Genomic DNA, 14,384 nt, shown 5'->3' with positions numbered 1-14,384 from the left:
AACGTATACAACAACACTCGCTAACTCCCGTGCATGCTCGACGTTGGCGACGAAGCGCCAGAATTCGAACTGCAAAACCAACACGGCGAGACCGTCCGCCGATCGGATTTCGACGGCCAGCGGCTGGTCGTCTACTTCTATCCGCGCGCGAACACCGACGGCTGTACGACCGAAGCGCGCGAGTTCAACGACGCGCTCTCTCGGTTCGCGGACCTCGACGCTGCGGTCGTCGGCATCAGCGACGATCCCGTCGACGATCTCGCCGACTTCGCGGCCGACTACGACCTCGAGTTCGATCTCCTCTCCGACGAGTTCGGTGAAGTCGCGACCCTCTACGAGTCCTACGGCGAAAAACGGATGTTCGGCAACACCTTCGACGGCGTCTTCCGAAACACGTACCTCGTCGGACCGGACGGTCGGATCGAGGCGGTTTACGAGGGCGTCTCGCCCGACGGCCACGCAGACGAGGTCCTCGCCGACCTCGAGCCGGTCGATATCGCCCACTGAGATCAGCTCTACGGGACTCTGCTTACCGGTCCGATTCCGTGGACGAGTCGGTAGCCCCCAGCACGCGGACGCGGCCCGTGTCCGTGACCTGGAGTAGATACTCCTCGAGCGATAGCTCGATAGTGACGGTGCCCTCGCGGTGGCCGTGCGTGACCAGTGCATCGAGGGCTTCGGGGTCGACGTGATCGTACAGCGTGAATCCGAGGTCGGTCGAACAGCGGATCGGATCGGTATCGAGTGCAGTTGCGAGCGCATAGACAGCAGCCATACTCGCTGGCGTCGTTTCGTCGTACGTCCGCTCGACGAGTATCGGCCGATCGTCCGTAGGATCACGAGCGGAATCCGTCATCCGCGACGCCCTCCGCTGTAGTACGCTCGAACAGCGCCACCCGGACCCCAACCGATCGGTGTTCCGTCCATCACCGGGTGCTACTGGACTATTGCCTACGAAGCTTCGGCTTGAATAAGAGAGTTCGATGGACGTACCAGGGTCGGTGCGTCGATCGAACTCTACTCGAGAGTCGACAGTCGCTCCCTACCGTGGCGGGGGTGGCTTCCCGTTCCGTTCTATCGGGCTGAAGATCTGGATCAGCTTTTCCCTGTCCCGTGCAAATATTTCCTGTAGCGTATGAGTCTCTCGCCGAACGGGAAGGTCGATCATGTCTAAAGCGGACGCCGTCGAAGCGCTGGAGGAGCTCGGCCTTCGGAAATACGAAGCGCGGTGTTTCGTTGCACTGACGCAGCTCTCGGAGGGGACGGCAACGGAGATCAGTCAGGTCGCCGACGTTCCGCAGTCGCGAGTCTACGACGTCGTCGACCGCCTCCACCGGCGCGGACTCGTCGACGTCCAGGAATCCGACCCCCGGCGGTACGCCGTCGTCCCCGTCGACGTCGCTCGAGAACGACTCCGACAGGAGTACCGCGATCACCTCGAGACTGCGACGGCCCACTTACAGGACCTCGAGCAGCGGACGGTCGACGAGGATGGCGTCTGGCAGGTCGCGGGCCAGCGGGACGTCGACAACCGGACGCGGACGGCGCTCGAGGAAGCGACGAGCGAAATCTATCTCCTCGCGGGCGACGGGAGCGTGCTGAGTCCTTCGCTGCTCGAGTGGCTCGGGGCGGCGCGGGACCGGAACGTCGCCGTGTTCGTCGAAGTCCCTTCCGAGGCCGACCGGCGACGCGTTCACAACGAGGTGCCGACGGCCGAAGTCGCCGTCTCCGACTTCGCGTTCGATTCGCACGTCCGGGTCGAGCGACCGCTCGGCCGGCTACTGCTCGTCGATCGGGTGACGGTCGTGCTGAGCGCGTTGACGACCGGTCTCGTACCGGATCAACGGACGGAGACGGGATTCTGGGCCAGCGAACGGGGTCACGGGCTCGTCGGCTGGTTCCGGTACGTCCTCGAGTGGCGACTGACGCGCCTCGAGTTCGTCACCGACGACGGACCGCACCGCTGCGATGCCACTGCCGAGTGTGAAACGTGCGAAGAATGAATCGCTGTAAACCGGGCCGCGATCGGCGACCTTACTGGAAGGTCCGTCCGACCTGTTCTTCCTGTCCGGGCTCGGCCTGCTGGAACTCCTCTTCGAGCTCCTCGTACTGCTCCCGCGTTTCGGGGGTCACGCTCGCGTTGACCTCCTCGAGGGCGTGCTCGAAGTGCTCTCGGCTGATGCGGACGTTGCCGATGGTGTCGTCCATCTCCTCGGGGTCGACCGAGTTGATGAACTCGCGGCTGGCGGCCATCGACGCCTCGCGGCAGACCGCCTCGATGTCGGCACCGACGTAGCCCTCCGTCTCGCTGGCGAGCCACTCGAGGTCGACCGCGTCGGCCAGGGGCTTGCTGCGGGTGTGGACCTCGAAGATCTTCTTGCGACCGTCCTCGTCGGGGACCGGCACGTGGACGTGGCGGTCGAGCCGTCCGGGACGGAGCAGGGCGTTGTCGATCAGGTCCGGCCGGTTGGTCGTGGCGATCACGACGACGTCCTCGAGTTCCTCGAGGCCGTCCAGCTCGGTCAGGAGCTGGGAGACGACGCGTTCGCCGACGCCGGAGTCACCCTGGCGCTGGCCGCGTTCGCCCGCGATCGAGTCGATCTCGTCGAAGAAGATCACGGTCGGGGCATTCTCGCGGGCCTTCTCGAAGACCTCGCGGACGCCCTTCTCGGACTCTCCGACGTACTTGTTCAGCAGCTCGGGGCCCTTGATCGAGATGAAGTTCGACTGGGCCTCGTTGGCGACGGCCTTCGCGAGCAGCGTCTTCCCAGTGCCCGGCGGGCCGTACATGAGGACGCCCTTGGCGGCCTGCATGTCCATGGCCTCGAACACTTCGGGGTAGTCGAGGGGCCACTGGATCGTCTCGCGCAGGCGCTCTTTGGTGTCACCGAGGCCGCCGACGTCGTTCCACGTGACGTCGGGGACCTCGACGAAGACCTCGCGGAGCGCGGAGGGCTGGATGCCCTTGAGTGCCTCCTTGACGTCGCGCTCGTTGACCTCGAGCGACTCGAGGACGTCGGCGTCGATCTCCTCGGACTCCAAGTCGAGTTCGGGGCGGATGCGCCGGAGCGCGTTCATCGCGCTCTCACGGGCCAGCGACTCGAGGTCGGCCCCGACGAAGCCGTGGGTGTTGTCGGCGTAGTGCTCGAGATCGATTCCCTCGTCGAGGGGCATCCCGCGGGTGTGGACCTGCAGGATCTCCTTGCGACCCTCCTTGTCGGGGACGCCGATCTCGATCTCGCGGTCGAAGCGACCGCCACGGCGGAGCGCGGGGTCGATGGCGTCGACGCGGTTGGTCGCGGCGATGACCGTGACGCGGCCGCGTTCCTCGAGGCCGTCCATCAGGCTGAGTAGCTGGGCGACGACGCGGCGTTCCACGTCACCGCCGGCCTCCTCGCGCTTGGCGGCGATCGAGTCGAGTTCGTCGATGAAGACGATCGCGGGCGCGTTCTCCTCGGCTTCCTCGAAGACCTCGCGGAGCTGCTCCTCGCTCTCGCCGTAGTACTTCGACATGATCTCCGGCCCGGAGATCGTCTCGAAGTGGGCGTCGATCTCGTTGGCGACGGCCTTAGCCATCAGGGTCTTCCCGGTGCCCGGCGGGCCGTGCAGCAGGACGCCCTTCGGCGGCTCGATCCCTAGCTGTTGGAACAGCTCGGGGTGGCGCATCGGGAGCTCGATCATCTCGCGGACCTGGTCGAGCTCGTCGTCTAAGCCGCCGATGTCCTCGTAGGTGACGTTGGGGACGCCTTCGGCGGACGCGCCGCTTCCCGAGCTGACCTGTTCGGCCGGCGTCTCGGAGATGTCGATGTTCGTCGAGTCGGTGATGACGACCGTTCCGGACGGCGAGGTGCTCGCGATCTTCAGCGGCACCGACTGGCCGGAGCTGGCCATCGGCCCGAACGACAGCGAGAACGGTACCGTCTGGCCTTCGGTCACGGCCTGACCGCTCAGCTTGTCGCGCACGAGCGGCCCGATGTCGCCCCGGATCCGCAAGTTCTGTGGCAGCGCCACGGTGACGGACTTCGCGGGCTTGACGTCGGCCGCTTCGATGGTGACGTTGTCGTCGATCCCGACGTTGGCCTCCTGACGGAGGCGGCCGTCGATCCGGACGATTCCACGGCCTTCGTCCTCGGGGTAACCGGGCCAGACGCGTGCGACGGCCTGCCCGTCGCCTTTGCCATCGATGACAATGTAGTCACCGTTCTCGAGATCGAGTTCGTTCATCGAGACACGGTCGATAGCGGCCAGTCCGCGGCCCGCGTCCTTCTGTTTCAGGGGTTTGACGGTGAGCTTCATAGTTCCTCCTCCAGTTCGACAGTGAGGACTCCGTTTTTGATAAACGTGTGCGCGTCGCCGACCTCCGCGGGGAGATCGATCTCGTACTGCTCGTCGTCGACGACGACGATGACGGTATCATCGACGAAATCGACGGAGGCGTCAGCCTCGTCGGTACCGAAATCGACGGCGAGCACCGTACTGTCGTCGTAGTCGTACCGACGGGCTAACTGCCCCTCTTCACGGGTGAATTGTTCGAGAGTCATGGTTCAACTAACCCAAGGTAAGCACCAGAAGTATATAAATCTTCCGTAGAGAACCACGGTACTGTAATGCGATCCGTCGAAAAGTGATTGTTCGTAGTTCACAGCGAGGATGTGCTCCGGTCCGGTCGGCCGAAGGTGTCACGTCCATTTCGACTGGTACGAATATAGCCCCGCTGCTGGCGCTCGCCGGTCGTCCTGTCTCGTGAATTTATATCGGTTCCGCCCGTTCTACTACGTATGGAAACGGTATCACACAACGATCGAACGACGGCCTACGAGGTCGTCGATCGAGGCGGTGACGGGCCACCGATCTGCTGTCTCCACGGGAGCGGCGGTGCGCGCGATGTCTGGACCGGGCAGCATCCACTCGCGGATCGATATCCGATCGTCGCGGTCGATCTCAGCGGCCACGGTGATTCGGACGACGCCGACGCGAGCGCCGGCTACACGGCACTGTCGGCCTACGCCGACGACGTACTGGCCGTCGTCGAGGCGACCGACGCCAGCGTTCTGCTCGGCAACTCCCTCGGCGGTGCCATCGCCCTGCACATATTGCTCGAGCGCTCGTTCGACCCCGACGCGGTCGTCCTGACGGGTACCGGTGCTCGACTCGGCGTCCTCGACGACCTCCTCGAGTGGCTCGAGTCCGACTTCGAGCGAGCGGTCGAGTTCCTCCACGGACCGGATCGGCTCTTTCACGACCCCGACCCCGACCTGCGAGCGGAGTCGATGGAACGGATGTACGACTGTGGACAGGCGGTGACGCGCCGGGACTTCCTGACCAGCCACGAGTTCGACGTTCGTGATCGGCTCGGTGAAATCGAGACGCCCGCGCTCGCCGCGTACGGCGAACACGATCAGCTGACCCCGCCGTGGTTCCACGAGTACCTCGCCGACGAAATCGAACGCGGCGAATTGGCGGAAATAGAGGACGCGGGCCATCTGGCGATGCTCGAGCAGCCGACGGCGTTCAACGCAGTCGTCGACGAGTTTCTCACAGCGGCCGATACGTAAGAGAAGGAAAACGGTTGGGTGAAAGCGGGTGCCCCCCGACCGACGCGAGTGCGGAGTCGACGGGGCTCCGCGCGTTATCGCTGCTGTGCGAGCGAAACGAACGAATCGGTCGTCGCGGTGATCCACTGCTCCGACATCGCCTCCTCTCCGATCTCTCGCGGGAACATCGTACAGACCGCGACGTCATCTCGCTCCACGGTGACATGCTGCAATTCCGACCGATCGTCGGCCTCCGACCCATCTCCAACGGGCGTCGCCCTCGTTGACTCTGTCATGGTTTCCGTCCTCCGTGATGTAACTCAGCTTATGTGATGGCGATATATAAACACTGCCCCTAAACGGGCTCCTAGCCTATATGTTATATTATCACCCTAGTATCGACGATGGCACTCGGGCGTAGCGTCGCGGCGAGAACGTGAACGGGTGCTGTGGCCACGCGGTGTACCGTTCCCGGCTGAACAGGTCGTCTTTCTGTCAGCCGAGCGCGTCGAAGACGTCAGTAGAGATCGTCGAGCGTACTCTCCTCGTGGCCGTGTTTCTCGGCGGGGAACTCGCCGGATTCGACGGCCGATACGTACGCGCCGATCGCCGACTCCATTTCCGCGCGGACGTTCCCGAACTGCTTCGAGAACGAGGGCGTCCACTCGCTCAACCCGACGGCGTCGTCGACGACGAGCACCTGCCCGTCGCAGTCGGGACCGGCTCCGATCCCGATCGTCGGGATGTCGATCGCTTCGGTCACTTCCCCCGCGAGGTTCGACGGTACGTGTTCGAGGACGAGCGAGAACGCTCCCGCCTCCTCGTGGGCCTCGGCCAGTTCGAGGATTCGCTCCGCCGCCTCCTGGTCGGTTCCCTGCCGAGGATAGCCGCCGTACTGATTGACGTGCTGGGGCGTCAGCCCGAGATGAGCCATTACGGGTATCCCCAGCTGAACCATCTTTTCGGTCAGTTCGACGGTGTGAGGGCCACACTCGAGCTTGACCGCGTGGGCGTCTTCCTCCTGAAGCATGCGACCGGCGTTCTCGAGGCTGGCCGCCTCGTCGACGCCGACCGAGAGGAAGGGCATGTCGGCGACGACGAGGGCGTCCTCGGTCGCGCGCGCGACCGCGCCGGTGTGACGCGCCATGTCGTCGACGGTCACCGGAAGCGTCGTCTCGTAGCCCATGCTCGTGTTCCCGAGGCTGTCCCCGACGAGAATGATGTCGACGCCGGCCTCGTCGACGATCGCCGCCGTCGGCGCGTCGTAGGCCGTCAGCATCGTGATCGGCTCCTCGCCCGCCTTCGCTCGTACGTCCCGCACGGTAGGCATACGCATAGGTTACCCTCCCACGATTAAACGTCGTTGTTCTTCGAGCGACGGCGTGCGCTCAGCCGAACAACACGGAACCAGTCGGGTTCGGTCCGTCGGCCCCACCCGCGACGCTTAAGAGGACCGGGTCGTCAGTTCCAAGCGTGCCAGAACGCGTCGAAACGACCTCGCCCGACGGCGTCGATTACGGCTGGGTGATGCAGACGACGTTCGTCGCTACCATCGTGATCGGTGCACCCGTCGTGGCCGGCCTGTCGACGACCGCCACCCTTCCGACGTGGAGCTCGCGCGCCGAGTTCGCGATCCGCGTCGGAGCCCTCGTCTGGTTGCTCACGGCGATTACGGTTTTCGCGTACGCAAAGCGCAAGCACGATCAAGAGTAACCGCTGCCCCTCCTCGAGGCCGACGTTCAGAGCCCGGACGGGCCGTCACCGACGAATTCGAACGCAACGCCCGCCCGTTCCGCGGTTTTTCGATCACGCGTAGAGTCCCCGACGAACAGCGTCCGCTCGGGGTCGGCGTCGAGTCTGCTGACGGTCGCGAGCAACGGCTCCGGATCCGGTTTCCACGTTCCGACCGTGTCGCGGCCGACGACCGCATCGACCGCCGTCTCGAGCGCGTGTTCCTCGAGCGCGATCCGGCAGGCCCGCTCGCAGTTCAGCGAGCAGACGCCGGCCGGAACCGTCCGCTCGAGCAACTCGTCGGCGTGGGCGAGTCGATCCGACGTTCGCGCGCCGTCGTGTTCGTGGGTCGCGATGGCCGACTCTACTTCGGCGGCCAGCCCGGCATCGCTCGCCGTCTCGAGCATCCCCCAGAGCCCGTCGCCCGGCGGCTCGACGTTCGCGTCGCGGTACACCTCGCGGACGTCGACGGCGACGGCGTTCCAGTCGACGTCGAGATCGACGAGGGTCCCGTCCAGATCGTAGACGATGGCGTCGTATCCGTTCACGTCCCACCGTACGTTCGGACGCGGAATATACTGATCGCTGCCTCACCGTTCCCGATTCGGCCGGCCGTTCGCTCGCGGCCGATCGGTCACTCGAGCAGTTCCCGCGCGATGACCGTCTTCTGAATCTCGGTCGTTCCCTCGTAGATTTCCGTAATCTTGGCGTCGCGGTAGAGCCGTTCGACCTCGCCTTCGGTGACGTAGCCGTAGCCGCCGTGGATCTGTACGGCCTCGTTCGTGACGAACGTCGCCGCCTCGCTCGCGAAGTACTTCGCCATGCTGGCCTCGAGCGCCGCGTCGCCGGGGCTCGAGCCGTCTCCTCGCTTCCGGGCGGCGTCCCGGGTCAGCAATCGCGCGGCCCGAACCTTGGTCGCCATCTCCGCGAGTTTGTGACGGATCGTCTGGATGTCAGCGATGGGGCCGCCGAACTGATCGCGTTCCTGACTGTACGCTATGGCCTCGTCGAGGGCACACTGCGCGAGTCCGACCGACTGCGCGGCGATGGCGATCCGGCCGCCGGTGAGGATGTGGAACGCGGCCGATAGCCCCGCGCCCTCCTCTGTCAGCCGGTTCTCGGCGGGGATCCGAACGTTGTCGAACGAAAGACTCGTCGTGTCGCTCGCACGGAGACCGAGCTTTTCCTCCGGCTCCCCGACGGTCAGCCCGGCGACGTCGCCGGGGACGAGAAACTGCGTGACCGTCGAGGGATCGTCGCGGTCGGTCTTCGCGAAGAGGATGTAAACGCCAGCCCGCTCGCCGTTCGTGATCCACTGCTTCTCGCCGTTTATAACGTACTCGTCGCCTTCCCTCCTCGCTTCGGCGGTCATCTCCGCGGGGTTCGACCCTGCGTGCGGTTCCGAAAGCGCGAACGCACCCACCGGTCGCCCCTCGGCCATCTCCGGTAGCCAGCGCTCCTGCTGGGCCTCGCTGCCGAACTCCGCGATACAGGAAGTCGCGAGCGAGTGGACCGACAGCGCCGTCGCGACGGCCAACATCCCGTAGGCCACCTCCTCGTTGACGACGGCCGCGGTGACGGGATCGGCGTCGTAGCCGCCGTACTCCTCGGGGACTGTCAACCCGGTCAGATCGAGGTCGGCGAGGCCGTCCCAGACCGCCTCCGGGAACGCCCCGTCCCTGTCGGCCTCGAGCGCGGTCGGCCTGATCTCCTCGCTGGCGAACTCCCGGACGGTCTCGCGGACCGCCTCCTGTTCCGCGGTGAGTTCCATGCCGGCCATTCGACGGCCGCGACAAAAGTCTCCGCGTCGGGACGTCTCTCGGGTTCAGACCCCTTCGAGTTCCAGCTCTCGGAGCTGTTCCCGCATCTCGGCGGCCGACTCGTCGTCCTTCCGTCGGAGCGGGCTCCGCAGCGGGCCGGCGTCGAACTCCCGCATCCGGAGCGCGGTCTTGACGCCGGACATGTACGCGCCGCCGGTCTTGAACGCGTCTCGCACTCGAAAGATCTTGCTCTGTAGTTCGCGAGCGCGGTCCTCGTCGCCGTCGTCGTAGGCCTCGTAACAGTCGACCACGAGCTCCGGGAAGACGTTCGCGACGGCGCTGACCGCGCCCGAGCAGCCGACCTCGAGCCCGGTGAAGATCAGCGAGTCCGAGCCGGCGAGGAAGGTCAGGTCGGGATGGGCGTCGATCGCCTGCGCGAGCCAGGGGACGTCCTTGCTCGAGTCCTTGACGCCCGCGAGATTGTCGATCTCGGCGAGGTCAGCGAGTGTCTCGAGAGAGAGTTCGTTGCCGGTCTTGCTCGGGATGTGGTAGATGTAGACCGGCAGATCGACGGCCGTGGCGACCCGACGATAGTGTTCGAGCGCGCCCTCGTGGTCCAGCGGGTAGTAGTAGGGAGTCACGACGACGATGCCGTCAGCGCCGACCGATTCGGCGTGTTCGGCGCGGGCGACGGTTCGGTAGGTGCTCGGCGCGCCGACGCCGGCGATGACCGGGACCTCGTTGCCGACTTCCTCGACGACGGCTTCGACGACGCGGTCGCGTTCCGCGTCCGAGAGCAGCGGGAACTCCCCGTTGGTGCCGAGCGGAAAGACGCCGTGTGCGCCCCGTTCGACGACGAATCGAGCGTGTGCGGCCGTCGCCTCGTAATCGACGGACTCGTCCTCCTGAAACGCGGTGACGGTCGGCGGTACGACACCGTGCAGCGACAGCGGGTCGGCAGTGCCGGGATCGTGGTGCGACATAAACGACCGTCCGCCGGGAACGGTAAAAAAACGCCCGCTGTGTACGAACGGAACTGGAGCGGTCGTCCCGTGGTCTACTCCGGCGTCGCCATCTCGCCCGCCGGCTCGTCGAGTTGTTCGCCAGCGAGGACCCGATTCGCACGGCGAAGCCGCTCGGAGAGCGCTTGATGAGAGATGTCGAGTTCGTTCGCGAGTTCCTCGAGCGAGATCTCGCGGGGAACGTCGTAGTACCCCTGTCGGTAGGCCTCGGCGATGGCCTCCTGCTGGGGTTCGGTCAGCGCCGCCGCCGTCGTCTCGAGGTCCTCGTCCTGGCCGGCTTCGACCATGCGCTTGACGTCGATCCGGACGCCGCGGTCCTCGATGTCGGAGACGGCGCTCGAGAGCTCCTCACGGTGCGGAAAGAGCAGTCTGAGCGTCCACTGACCGTCCGTGACGTGGGCGTCGAGGACCGTCCCGCCGTGGGTGTAGACACAGCGGCAGATCGAGCCGACTTCCTCGGTGTACTCGAGGCGGTAGAACAGTTCGCCGTCCTCGGTGTCCTCTAACAGTTGGCTGTACTCGGCGACCGTCGGATCCGATCCGAGGGCGCTCTTGAGATCGCCGTGGTCGACGTTGGAGAACCAGACGAGCGGCGTCGTCCGGACCGGCCCTTCCGCGACGACGCTTTCGACGCGGACCTCGAGGGCCGGTAGTTGCTGAAAAGTCTCTGCGAGCGCGAACCCGTCGGTCGAAAGCGAAAGTTCTGCGATGGTCGTCATTGGAAGGTCACCTCGTATCGCTGGCTCGAGTCCGATCGGCGAACAACGTCGCTGTCGTGTGGGTAGTGGGACTCGATTCGTCTCATAAGCACCAAGCCGATCCGCTCGTCGCATCCGAAGCGGGCCGCCACAACGGTCGCGAGACCGCCGCTGACGACCGCGTTCGCCCGGATCGTCTGATAGAAGGGAAGACTCCGAGACGTTTGATGAGCGGGCTTTCCCCTTCAGGTCCTTTATGAGCGCACGTCACCCCTCGCGACGGTCAGAATCACGTGACGGAACGGCGATGACGGTTTCGCCCGGCGGCCCCGCTCACCCTAACCGAGCCAGCCGGTTGAGCGCGTACACCGTCCGGAGCACGTCGACGCTCTTCCCGCGGTCGAAGACGAGTTCGTCCGTCTCGAGGACGTGCTCTAACGTGTCCTGTGAGGCGTGTTCCGGTGCGGCCGCGATGCCGGCGTCGTTCTCGTCGACCCACTCCATTACGCGCAGATCGCTCTTGGAGTCGCCCATCACGAGCGCGAACGGGTCCTCGACGCCCAGAACGTCCAGCGCGCGCTCGACCCCGACGACCTTGTTCAACTCGAGGCTGCCGATCTCGGCCGCGTCGGCCTCGTAGTAGGCGACGTCGATGCGGTCCAGGGTCGCCGCGAGCGACGCCGGGATCGCGTCGGCTTCGAGGTTGGGGTAGGCCCCTTCGCCCTCGAGGACGGCCCTGATCTCGGGATCCTGAGCGGCGTAGAAGGCGCGCGTCCAGTCGGCGATCGTCTCGCCGGACAGGGTCGTTTCGCCGTCGTCCGGTGCGGCGTCGGATCGGCCGTCACCGCTGGTATCACCCTCGAACGTCGCGCCGACGGCCTCGGCGAGCAGATCGATGAGGTAGACCAGCGCCTCGTCGATGATCTCGCGGGCGTTCGTCGACCCGGTCTCGTAGTTGGGTTTCATCGTGACGTTGAACTCGTTGCCCTGGAGGTGACAGCCCCGACGGAGCTCCTCCGGTGCTTCGGGCAGCACCCGCGAGCGCACGTCGTCGAAGATCGCCCGTATCTCCTCTTCTAAGTCCTCGTAGAGCAGTTGTTTCGTGTCCGCGCCGTGGCCCGGCGTGAACACGCCCGTCCCCGCCTCGTAGACGATCGAGAGGTCCCCCGAGTGGACGATCTCGCTGCCGAGCCCCTGGATCGCGAACCCCTTGACGTTCTCCAGGGTCTGGCCCGTACAGATGACGATCGGGACGCCGGCCTCGTGGAACTCGGTCAACAGATGCAGCGTGTCCCGGGGAATCTCGTTGTCGGTTCCGCCGGCCGAGCGCAGCGTCTCGTCGACGTCGAGCACGAGGACGTTCACCGCCCGGCCGTACTTCGCCTCGAGGTCCAGCGCGGTGAAGGCCTGGTCGCGGGTCGCGCGGGCGGCGATCTCCGCGAACGTTTCGCCGGCCGCGAACGACGAGCGGATCTCGTCTTTGCGCTCCTCGAGTTCCTCCGTCGCGCCCTGCCAGTGCTCGAGGGCGACCCGGGAGTCGACGGCAGGGAACACGTCGACGAACTCCTGGTACTCGCGCAACGTCTTCGTATCGTACTCGTCGTAGAGCTGATAGACGAGGTCGTACCGTTCCATGTAGGGAACAGGCATGGGAAGCCGGATAATCGTTTGCAGTGTGGCCGAGTCGGCCGCTACGTCGAGGCGCGCATCGACCCGAAATCGCGACCGACGATCAGCCGAACCGATAGTACAGGAATTTACTCGAGTAGGAATAAATATTTAACATCACGGTTCCTCCTGTGCTAGCATGAAAGCTATCGCAGTCCAGCCCGGAGCGGGTGTCCCCGAAATCGTCGAGCGGCCCGTTCCAGAACCAGCCCCCGGCGAGGCGCTCGTTCGAATCCGTCGCGTCGGCGTCGACGGCACCGACTACGAGGTCATCGAGGGGAGCCACGGCGGCGTCCCCGCCGGCGACGACCGACTCGTCCTCGGCCACGAAGCCGTCGGCGTCGTCGAAGACGCGAACGGAACGGCCCTCGAGGAGGGGCAGTACGTCGTCCCGACGGTCCGTCGACCGCCTGCGGGCGTCGAGACGAACGACTACTTCGAGCGCGGCGAACCCGACATGGCCCCCGAGGGCGAATACGTCGAACGCGGCATCGCCGGGGCTCACGGATTCATGGCCGAATACATCACGAGCCCGGCCGACTACCTCGTCCCGATCCCCGCCGAACTCGCGGAGTGGGGCTTCCTCGTCGAACCGATCAGTATCACCGAGAAGGCGCTCGAGCACGCCTACGCGACTCGCTCGGCGTTCGACTGGCGGCCCGAGTCCGCACTCGTCCTCGGGAACGGCTCGCTCGGGTTGCTGACCGTCGCGATGTTCACGACGACGCTCGGCTACGAGCGGGTCTACTGCCTCGGTCGGCGCGACCGGCCCGACCCGTCGATCGACATCATCGAGCGGCTGGGCGCGACGTACATCGACTCCCGCGAGACGCCGCTCGCGGAGATTCCGGCCGCCTACGAGCCGATGGACGTCGTCTACGAGGCGACCGGCTACGCGAAACACGCCTTCGAATCGGTCGACGCGCTCGCCCCCAACGGCGTCGCCGCCTTACTCGGCGTTCCAGAGGACTGGTCGTTCGAGGTCGACGGCGGCCGCCTCCACCGCGAACTCGTCCTCCACAACAAGGCGATCGTCGGTAGCGTCAACTCGAACCGCGACCACTTCGAGGCGGCCATCGATACGCTCGCAGCGCTTCCCGACGGGGTCCTCGAGGCGATCGTGACGGGAATCTACGGCCTCGATTCGGTCGATCGGGCGTTCCCGAAGGCGACTGCGAGCGTCCCGGCCGGACACGGGACGACGACGGCTCCGGATGACGACACGCCTATAAAAACAGCGGTCGAATTCGACGCTATATGAAGAACGTCGACGACCTGATCGAGAGCGCGGCCGAGCTCGCGGCTCGCGGGCTCTCGAAGGGCGAGATCGCGGACGAACTGAACGTCTCGCGGGAGACCGCGAGCTGGCTCGTCGAGCGCAGCGGGACGACCCCGCAGACAACCGAGCAGCCATCCCAGCGACCGGACAACGGCGGGAGCGGGCCACAGGATATCCACGTCGACTGGTCGGCGATCGGCCGGGACAGCAAGCGGATGAGCGACGTCGCCTCGGCGATGGCCGACATGCTCGCCAAACACGGCGAGGACGTCGATCTGACGATCGGTATCGAGAAGGCCGGCGGTCCCATCGCCACCCTCGTCGCCCGCGAACTCGAGACCGATCTCGGGACCTACACCCCAGCGAAACACCAGTGGGAGGAAGGCGACATCGAGGAACTGGGCGGTACCTTCTCGCGGAACTTCGCCGGCATCCGCGACCGGGAGTGTTACATCGTCGACGACACCATCACCAGCGGTACCACCATGCGAGAGACGATCGAAGCGATCCGCGCAGAGGGCGGCAAACCCCTGGCTTGCGTCGTCCTCGCGGACAAGCAGGGCCTCGAGGAACTCGAGGGCGTCCCCGTCTACTCGCTGTTACAGGTCATCAGCGTCGGCAAAGACGAGTAACGCGGCTGTCGGGGCGGTCGACACGGCCAGCGGCGCTGTACGGTCGCTGACGGTCACGTT

The 14,384-nt window shown here is 65.6% G+C and carries 16 protein-coding genes; 6 read left to right on the top strand and 10 right to left on the bottom strand.

Annotation, left to right across the window (positions count from 1 at the left end; all coding sequences use genetic code 11):
* The first annotated feature begins 33 nt into the window (after positions 1-33).
* Positions 34-507 (top strand): peroxiredoxin, encoded by a 474-nt coding sequence (locus tag NDO75_RS08065; RefSeq protein ID WP_310905640.1) that lies wholly within the window; start codon positions 34-36, stop codon positions 505-507.
* Between the two features lie 22 nt (positions 508-529).
* Here NDO75_RS08065 and NDO75_RS08060 read toward each other — a convergent pair whose 3' ends face one another.
* Positions 530-856 carry a HalOD1 output domain-containing protein gene (locus NDO75_RS08060; protein ID WP_310905639.1) on the bottom strand — a complete coding sequence of 109 codons (327 nt, stop codon included), beginning with the start codon at positions 854-856 and terminating at the stop codon, positions 530-532.
* A 310-nt stretch (positions 857-1,166) separates the two neighbouring features.
* Here NDO75_RS08060 and NDO75_RS08055 point away from each other — a divergent pair, with 310 nt between their 5' ends.
* Positions 1,167-2,003, top strand: coding sequence for a helix-turn-helix domain-containing protein (locus NDO75_RS08055; RefSeq protein ID WP_310905638.1), 837 nt, complete (start codon positions 1,167-1,169; stop codon positions 2,001-2,003).
* Positions 2,004-2,034: 31 nt separating this feature from the next.
* On the opposite strand, the gene NDO75_RS08050 is transcribed toward NDO75_RS08055, so the two are convergent.
* Together NDO75_RS08050 and NDO75_RS08045 are read right to left on the bottom strand one after the other, a co-directional pair.
* Positions 2,035-4,296 (bottom strand): CDC48 family AAA ATPase, encoded by a 2,262-nt coding sequence (locus NDO75_RS08050; protein ID WP_310905637.1) that lies wholly within the window; start codon positions 4,294-4,296, stop codon positions 2,035-2,037.
* Positions 4,293-4,541, bottom strand: coding sequence for an Hsp20/alpha crystallin family protein (locus NDO75_RS08045; protein ID WP_310905636.1), 249 nt, complete (start codon positions 4,539-4,541; stop codon positions 4,293-4,295). Before NDO75_RS08045 ends, NDO75_RS08050 begins: the two co-directional genes overlap by 4 nt.
* Positions 4,542-4,778: 237 nt before the next feature.
* On the opposite strand from NDO75_RS08045, the gene NDO75_RS08040 reads away from it, so the two are divergent.
* Positions 4,779-5,555: an alpha/beta hydrolase gene (locus NDO75_RS08040; RefSeq protein ID WP_310905635.1), complete on the top strand. Its 777-nt coding sequence runs from the start codon at positions 4,779-4,781 to the stop codon at positions 5,553-5,555.
* 74 nt (positions 5,556-5,629) lie between these two features.
* Here NDO75_RS08040 and NDO75_RS08035 read toward each other — a convergent pair whose 3' ends face one another.
* Positions 5,630-5,830 carry a hypothetical protein gene (locus tag NDO75_RS08035; protein WP_310905634.1) on the bottom strand — a complete coding sequence of 67 codons (201 nt, stop codon included), beginning with the start codon at positions 5,828-5,830 and terminating at the stop codon, positions 5,630-5,632.
* A gap of 221 nt (positions 5,831-6,051) precedes the next feature.
* The gene (gene panB, locus NDO75_RS08030; protein ID WP_310905633.1) at positions 6,052-6,864 is read right to left on the bottom strand and encodes a 3-methyl-2-oxobutanoate hydroxymethyltransferase; all 813 of its coding nucleotides are present in this window, start codon (positions 6,862-6,864) and stop codon (positions 6,052-6,054) included.
* A 143-nt stretch (positions 6,865-7,007) separates the two neighbouring features.
* Here panB and NDO75_RS08025 point away from each other — a divergent pair, with 143 nt between their 5' ends.
* Positions 7,008-7,247: a DUF5822 domain-containing protein gene (locus NDO75_RS08025; protein ID WP_310905632.1), complete on the top strand. Its 240-nt coding sequence runs from the start codon at positions 7,008-7,010 to the stop codon at positions 7,245-7,247.
* 26 nt (positions 7,248-7,273) lie between these two features.
* Here NDO75_RS08025 and NDO75_RS08020 read toward each other — a convergent pair whose 3' ends face one another.
* From NDO75_RS08020 to NDO75_RS08000, 5 genes are all read right to left on the bottom strand, one after another.
* A complete protein-coding gene (locus NDO75_RS08020) occupies positions 7,274-7,813 on the bottom strand; it encodes an HAD-IA family hydrolase (protein ID WP_310905631.1) in 540 nt (179 codons plus the stop codon).
* Between the two features lie 86 nt (positions 7,814-7,899).
* Entirely contained in the window at positions 7,900-9,036 is a 1,137-nt protein-coding gene (locus tag NDO75_RS08015) for an acyl-CoA dehydrogenase family protein (RefSeq protein ID WP_310905630.1), read from the bottom strand.
* Between the two features lie 54 nt (positions 9,037-9,090).
* Positions 9,091-10,008 (bottom strand): dihydrodipicolinate synthase family protein, encoded by a 918-nt coding sequence (locus NDO75_RS08010; protein WP_310905629.1) that lies wholly within the window; start codon positions 10,006-10,008, stop codon positions 9,091-9,093.
* Positions 10,009-10,082: 74 nt separating this feature from the next.
* A complete protein-coding gene (locus NDO75_RS08005; protein WP_310905628.1) occupies positions 10,083-10,766 on the bottom strand; it encodes a helix-turn-helix domain-containing protein in 684 nt (227 codons plus the stop codon).
* Positions 10,767-11,078: 312 nt separating this feature from the next.
* Positions 11,079-12,380: an HAD family hydrolase gene (locus NDO75_RS08000; RefSeq protein WP_310905627.1), complete on the bottom strand. Its 1,302-nt coding sequence runs from the start codon at positions 12,378-12,380 to the stop codon at positions 11,079-11,081.
* 172 nt (positions 12,381-12,552) lie between these two features.
* On the opposite strand from NDO75_RS08000, the gene NDO75_RS07995 reads away from it, so the two are divergent.
* Positions 12,553-13,674, top strand: a complete 1,122-nt coding sequence (locus NDO75_RS07995; RefSeq protein WP_310905626.1) for a glucose 1-dehydrogenase — start codon at positions 12,553-12,555, stop codon at positions 13,672-13,674.
* The gene (gfcR, locus tag NDO75_RS07990) at positions 13,671-14,324 is read left to right on the top strand and encodes a transcriptional regulator GfcR (RefSeq protein ID WP_310905625.1); all 654 of its coding nucleotides are present in this window, start codon (positions 13,671-13,673) and stop codon (positions 14,322-14,324) included. Before NDO75_RS07995 ends, gfcR begins: the two co-directional genes overlap by 4 nt.
* Positions 14,325-14,384 lie beyond the last annotated feature (60 nt).

Origin of the sequence: Natrinema sp. 1APR25-10V2, assembly GCF_031626495.1 — an archaeon.
Classification (GTDB): domain Archaea; phylum Halobacteriota; class Halobacteria; order Halobacteriales; family Natrialbaceae; genus Natrinema.
The sequence above is the reverse complement of the archived record's forward strand: the minus strand, read 5'-3'. Positions and strand labels throughout refer to the sequence as shown.

What these genes read in the sequence shown, in the direction of transcription:
- NDO75_RS08065 (WP_310905640.1), top strand. Translation starts at nt 34, where the DNA reads ATGCTCGACGTTGGCGACGAAGCGCCAGAATTCGAACTGCAAAACCAA.
- NDO75_RS08060 (WP_310905639.1), bottom strand. Translation starts at nt 856, where the DNA reads ATGACGGATTCCGCTCGTGATCCTACGGACGATCGGCCGATACTCGTC.
- NDO75_RS08055 (WP_310905638.1), top strand. Translation starts at nt 1,167, where the DNA reads ATGTCTAAAGCGGACGCCGTCGAAGCGCTGGAGGAGCTCGGCCTTCGG.
- NDO75_RS08050 (WP_310905637.1), bottom strand. Translation starts at nt 4,296, where the DNA reads ATGAAGCTCACCGTCAAACCCCTGAAACAGAAGGACGCGGGCCGCGGA.
- NDO75_RS08045 (WP_310905636.1), bottom strand. Translation starts at nt 4,541, where the DNA reads ATGACTCTCGAACAATTCACCCGTGAAGAGGGGCAGTTAGCCCGTCGG.
- NDO75_RS08040 (WP_310905635.1), top strand. Translation starts at nt 4,779, where the DNA reads ATGGAAACGGTATCACACAACGATCGAACGACGGCCTACGAGGTCGTC.
- NDO75_RS08035 (WP_310905634.1), bottom strand. Translation starts at nt 5,830, where the DNA reads ATGACAGAGTCAACGAGGGCGACGCCCGTTGGAGATGGGTCGGAGGCC.
- panB (WP_310905633.1), bottom strand. Translation starts at nt 6,864, where the DNA reads ATGCCTACCGTGCGGGACGTACGAGCGAAGGCGGGCGAGGAGCCGATC.
- NDO75_RS08015 (WP_310905630.1), bottom strand. Translation starts at nt 9,036, where the DNA reads ATGGAACTCACCGCGGAACAGGAGGCGGTCCGCGAGACCGTCCGGGAG.
- NDO75_RS08010 (WP_310905629.1), bottom strand. Translation starts at nt 10,008, where the DNA reads ATGTCGCACCACGATCCCGGCACTGCCGACCCGCTGTCGCTGCACGGT.
- NDO75_RS08005 (WP_310905628.1), bottom strand. Translation starts at nt 10,766, where the DNA reads ATGACGACCATCGCAGAACTTTCGCTTTCGACCGACGGGTTCGCGCTC.
- NDO75_RS08000 (WP_310905627.1), bottom strand. Translation starts at nt 12,380, where the DNA reads ATGGAACGGTACGACCTCGTCTATCAGCTCTACGACGAGTACGATACG.
- NDO75_RS07995 (WP_310905626.1), top strand. Translation starts at nt 12,553, where the DNA reads ATGAAAGCTATCGCAGTCCAGCCCGGAGCGGGTGTCCCCGAAATCGTC.
- gfcR (WP_310905625.1), top strand. Translation starts at nt 13,671, where the DNA reads ATGAAGAACGTCGACGACCTGATCGAGAGCGCGGCCGAGCTCGCGGCT.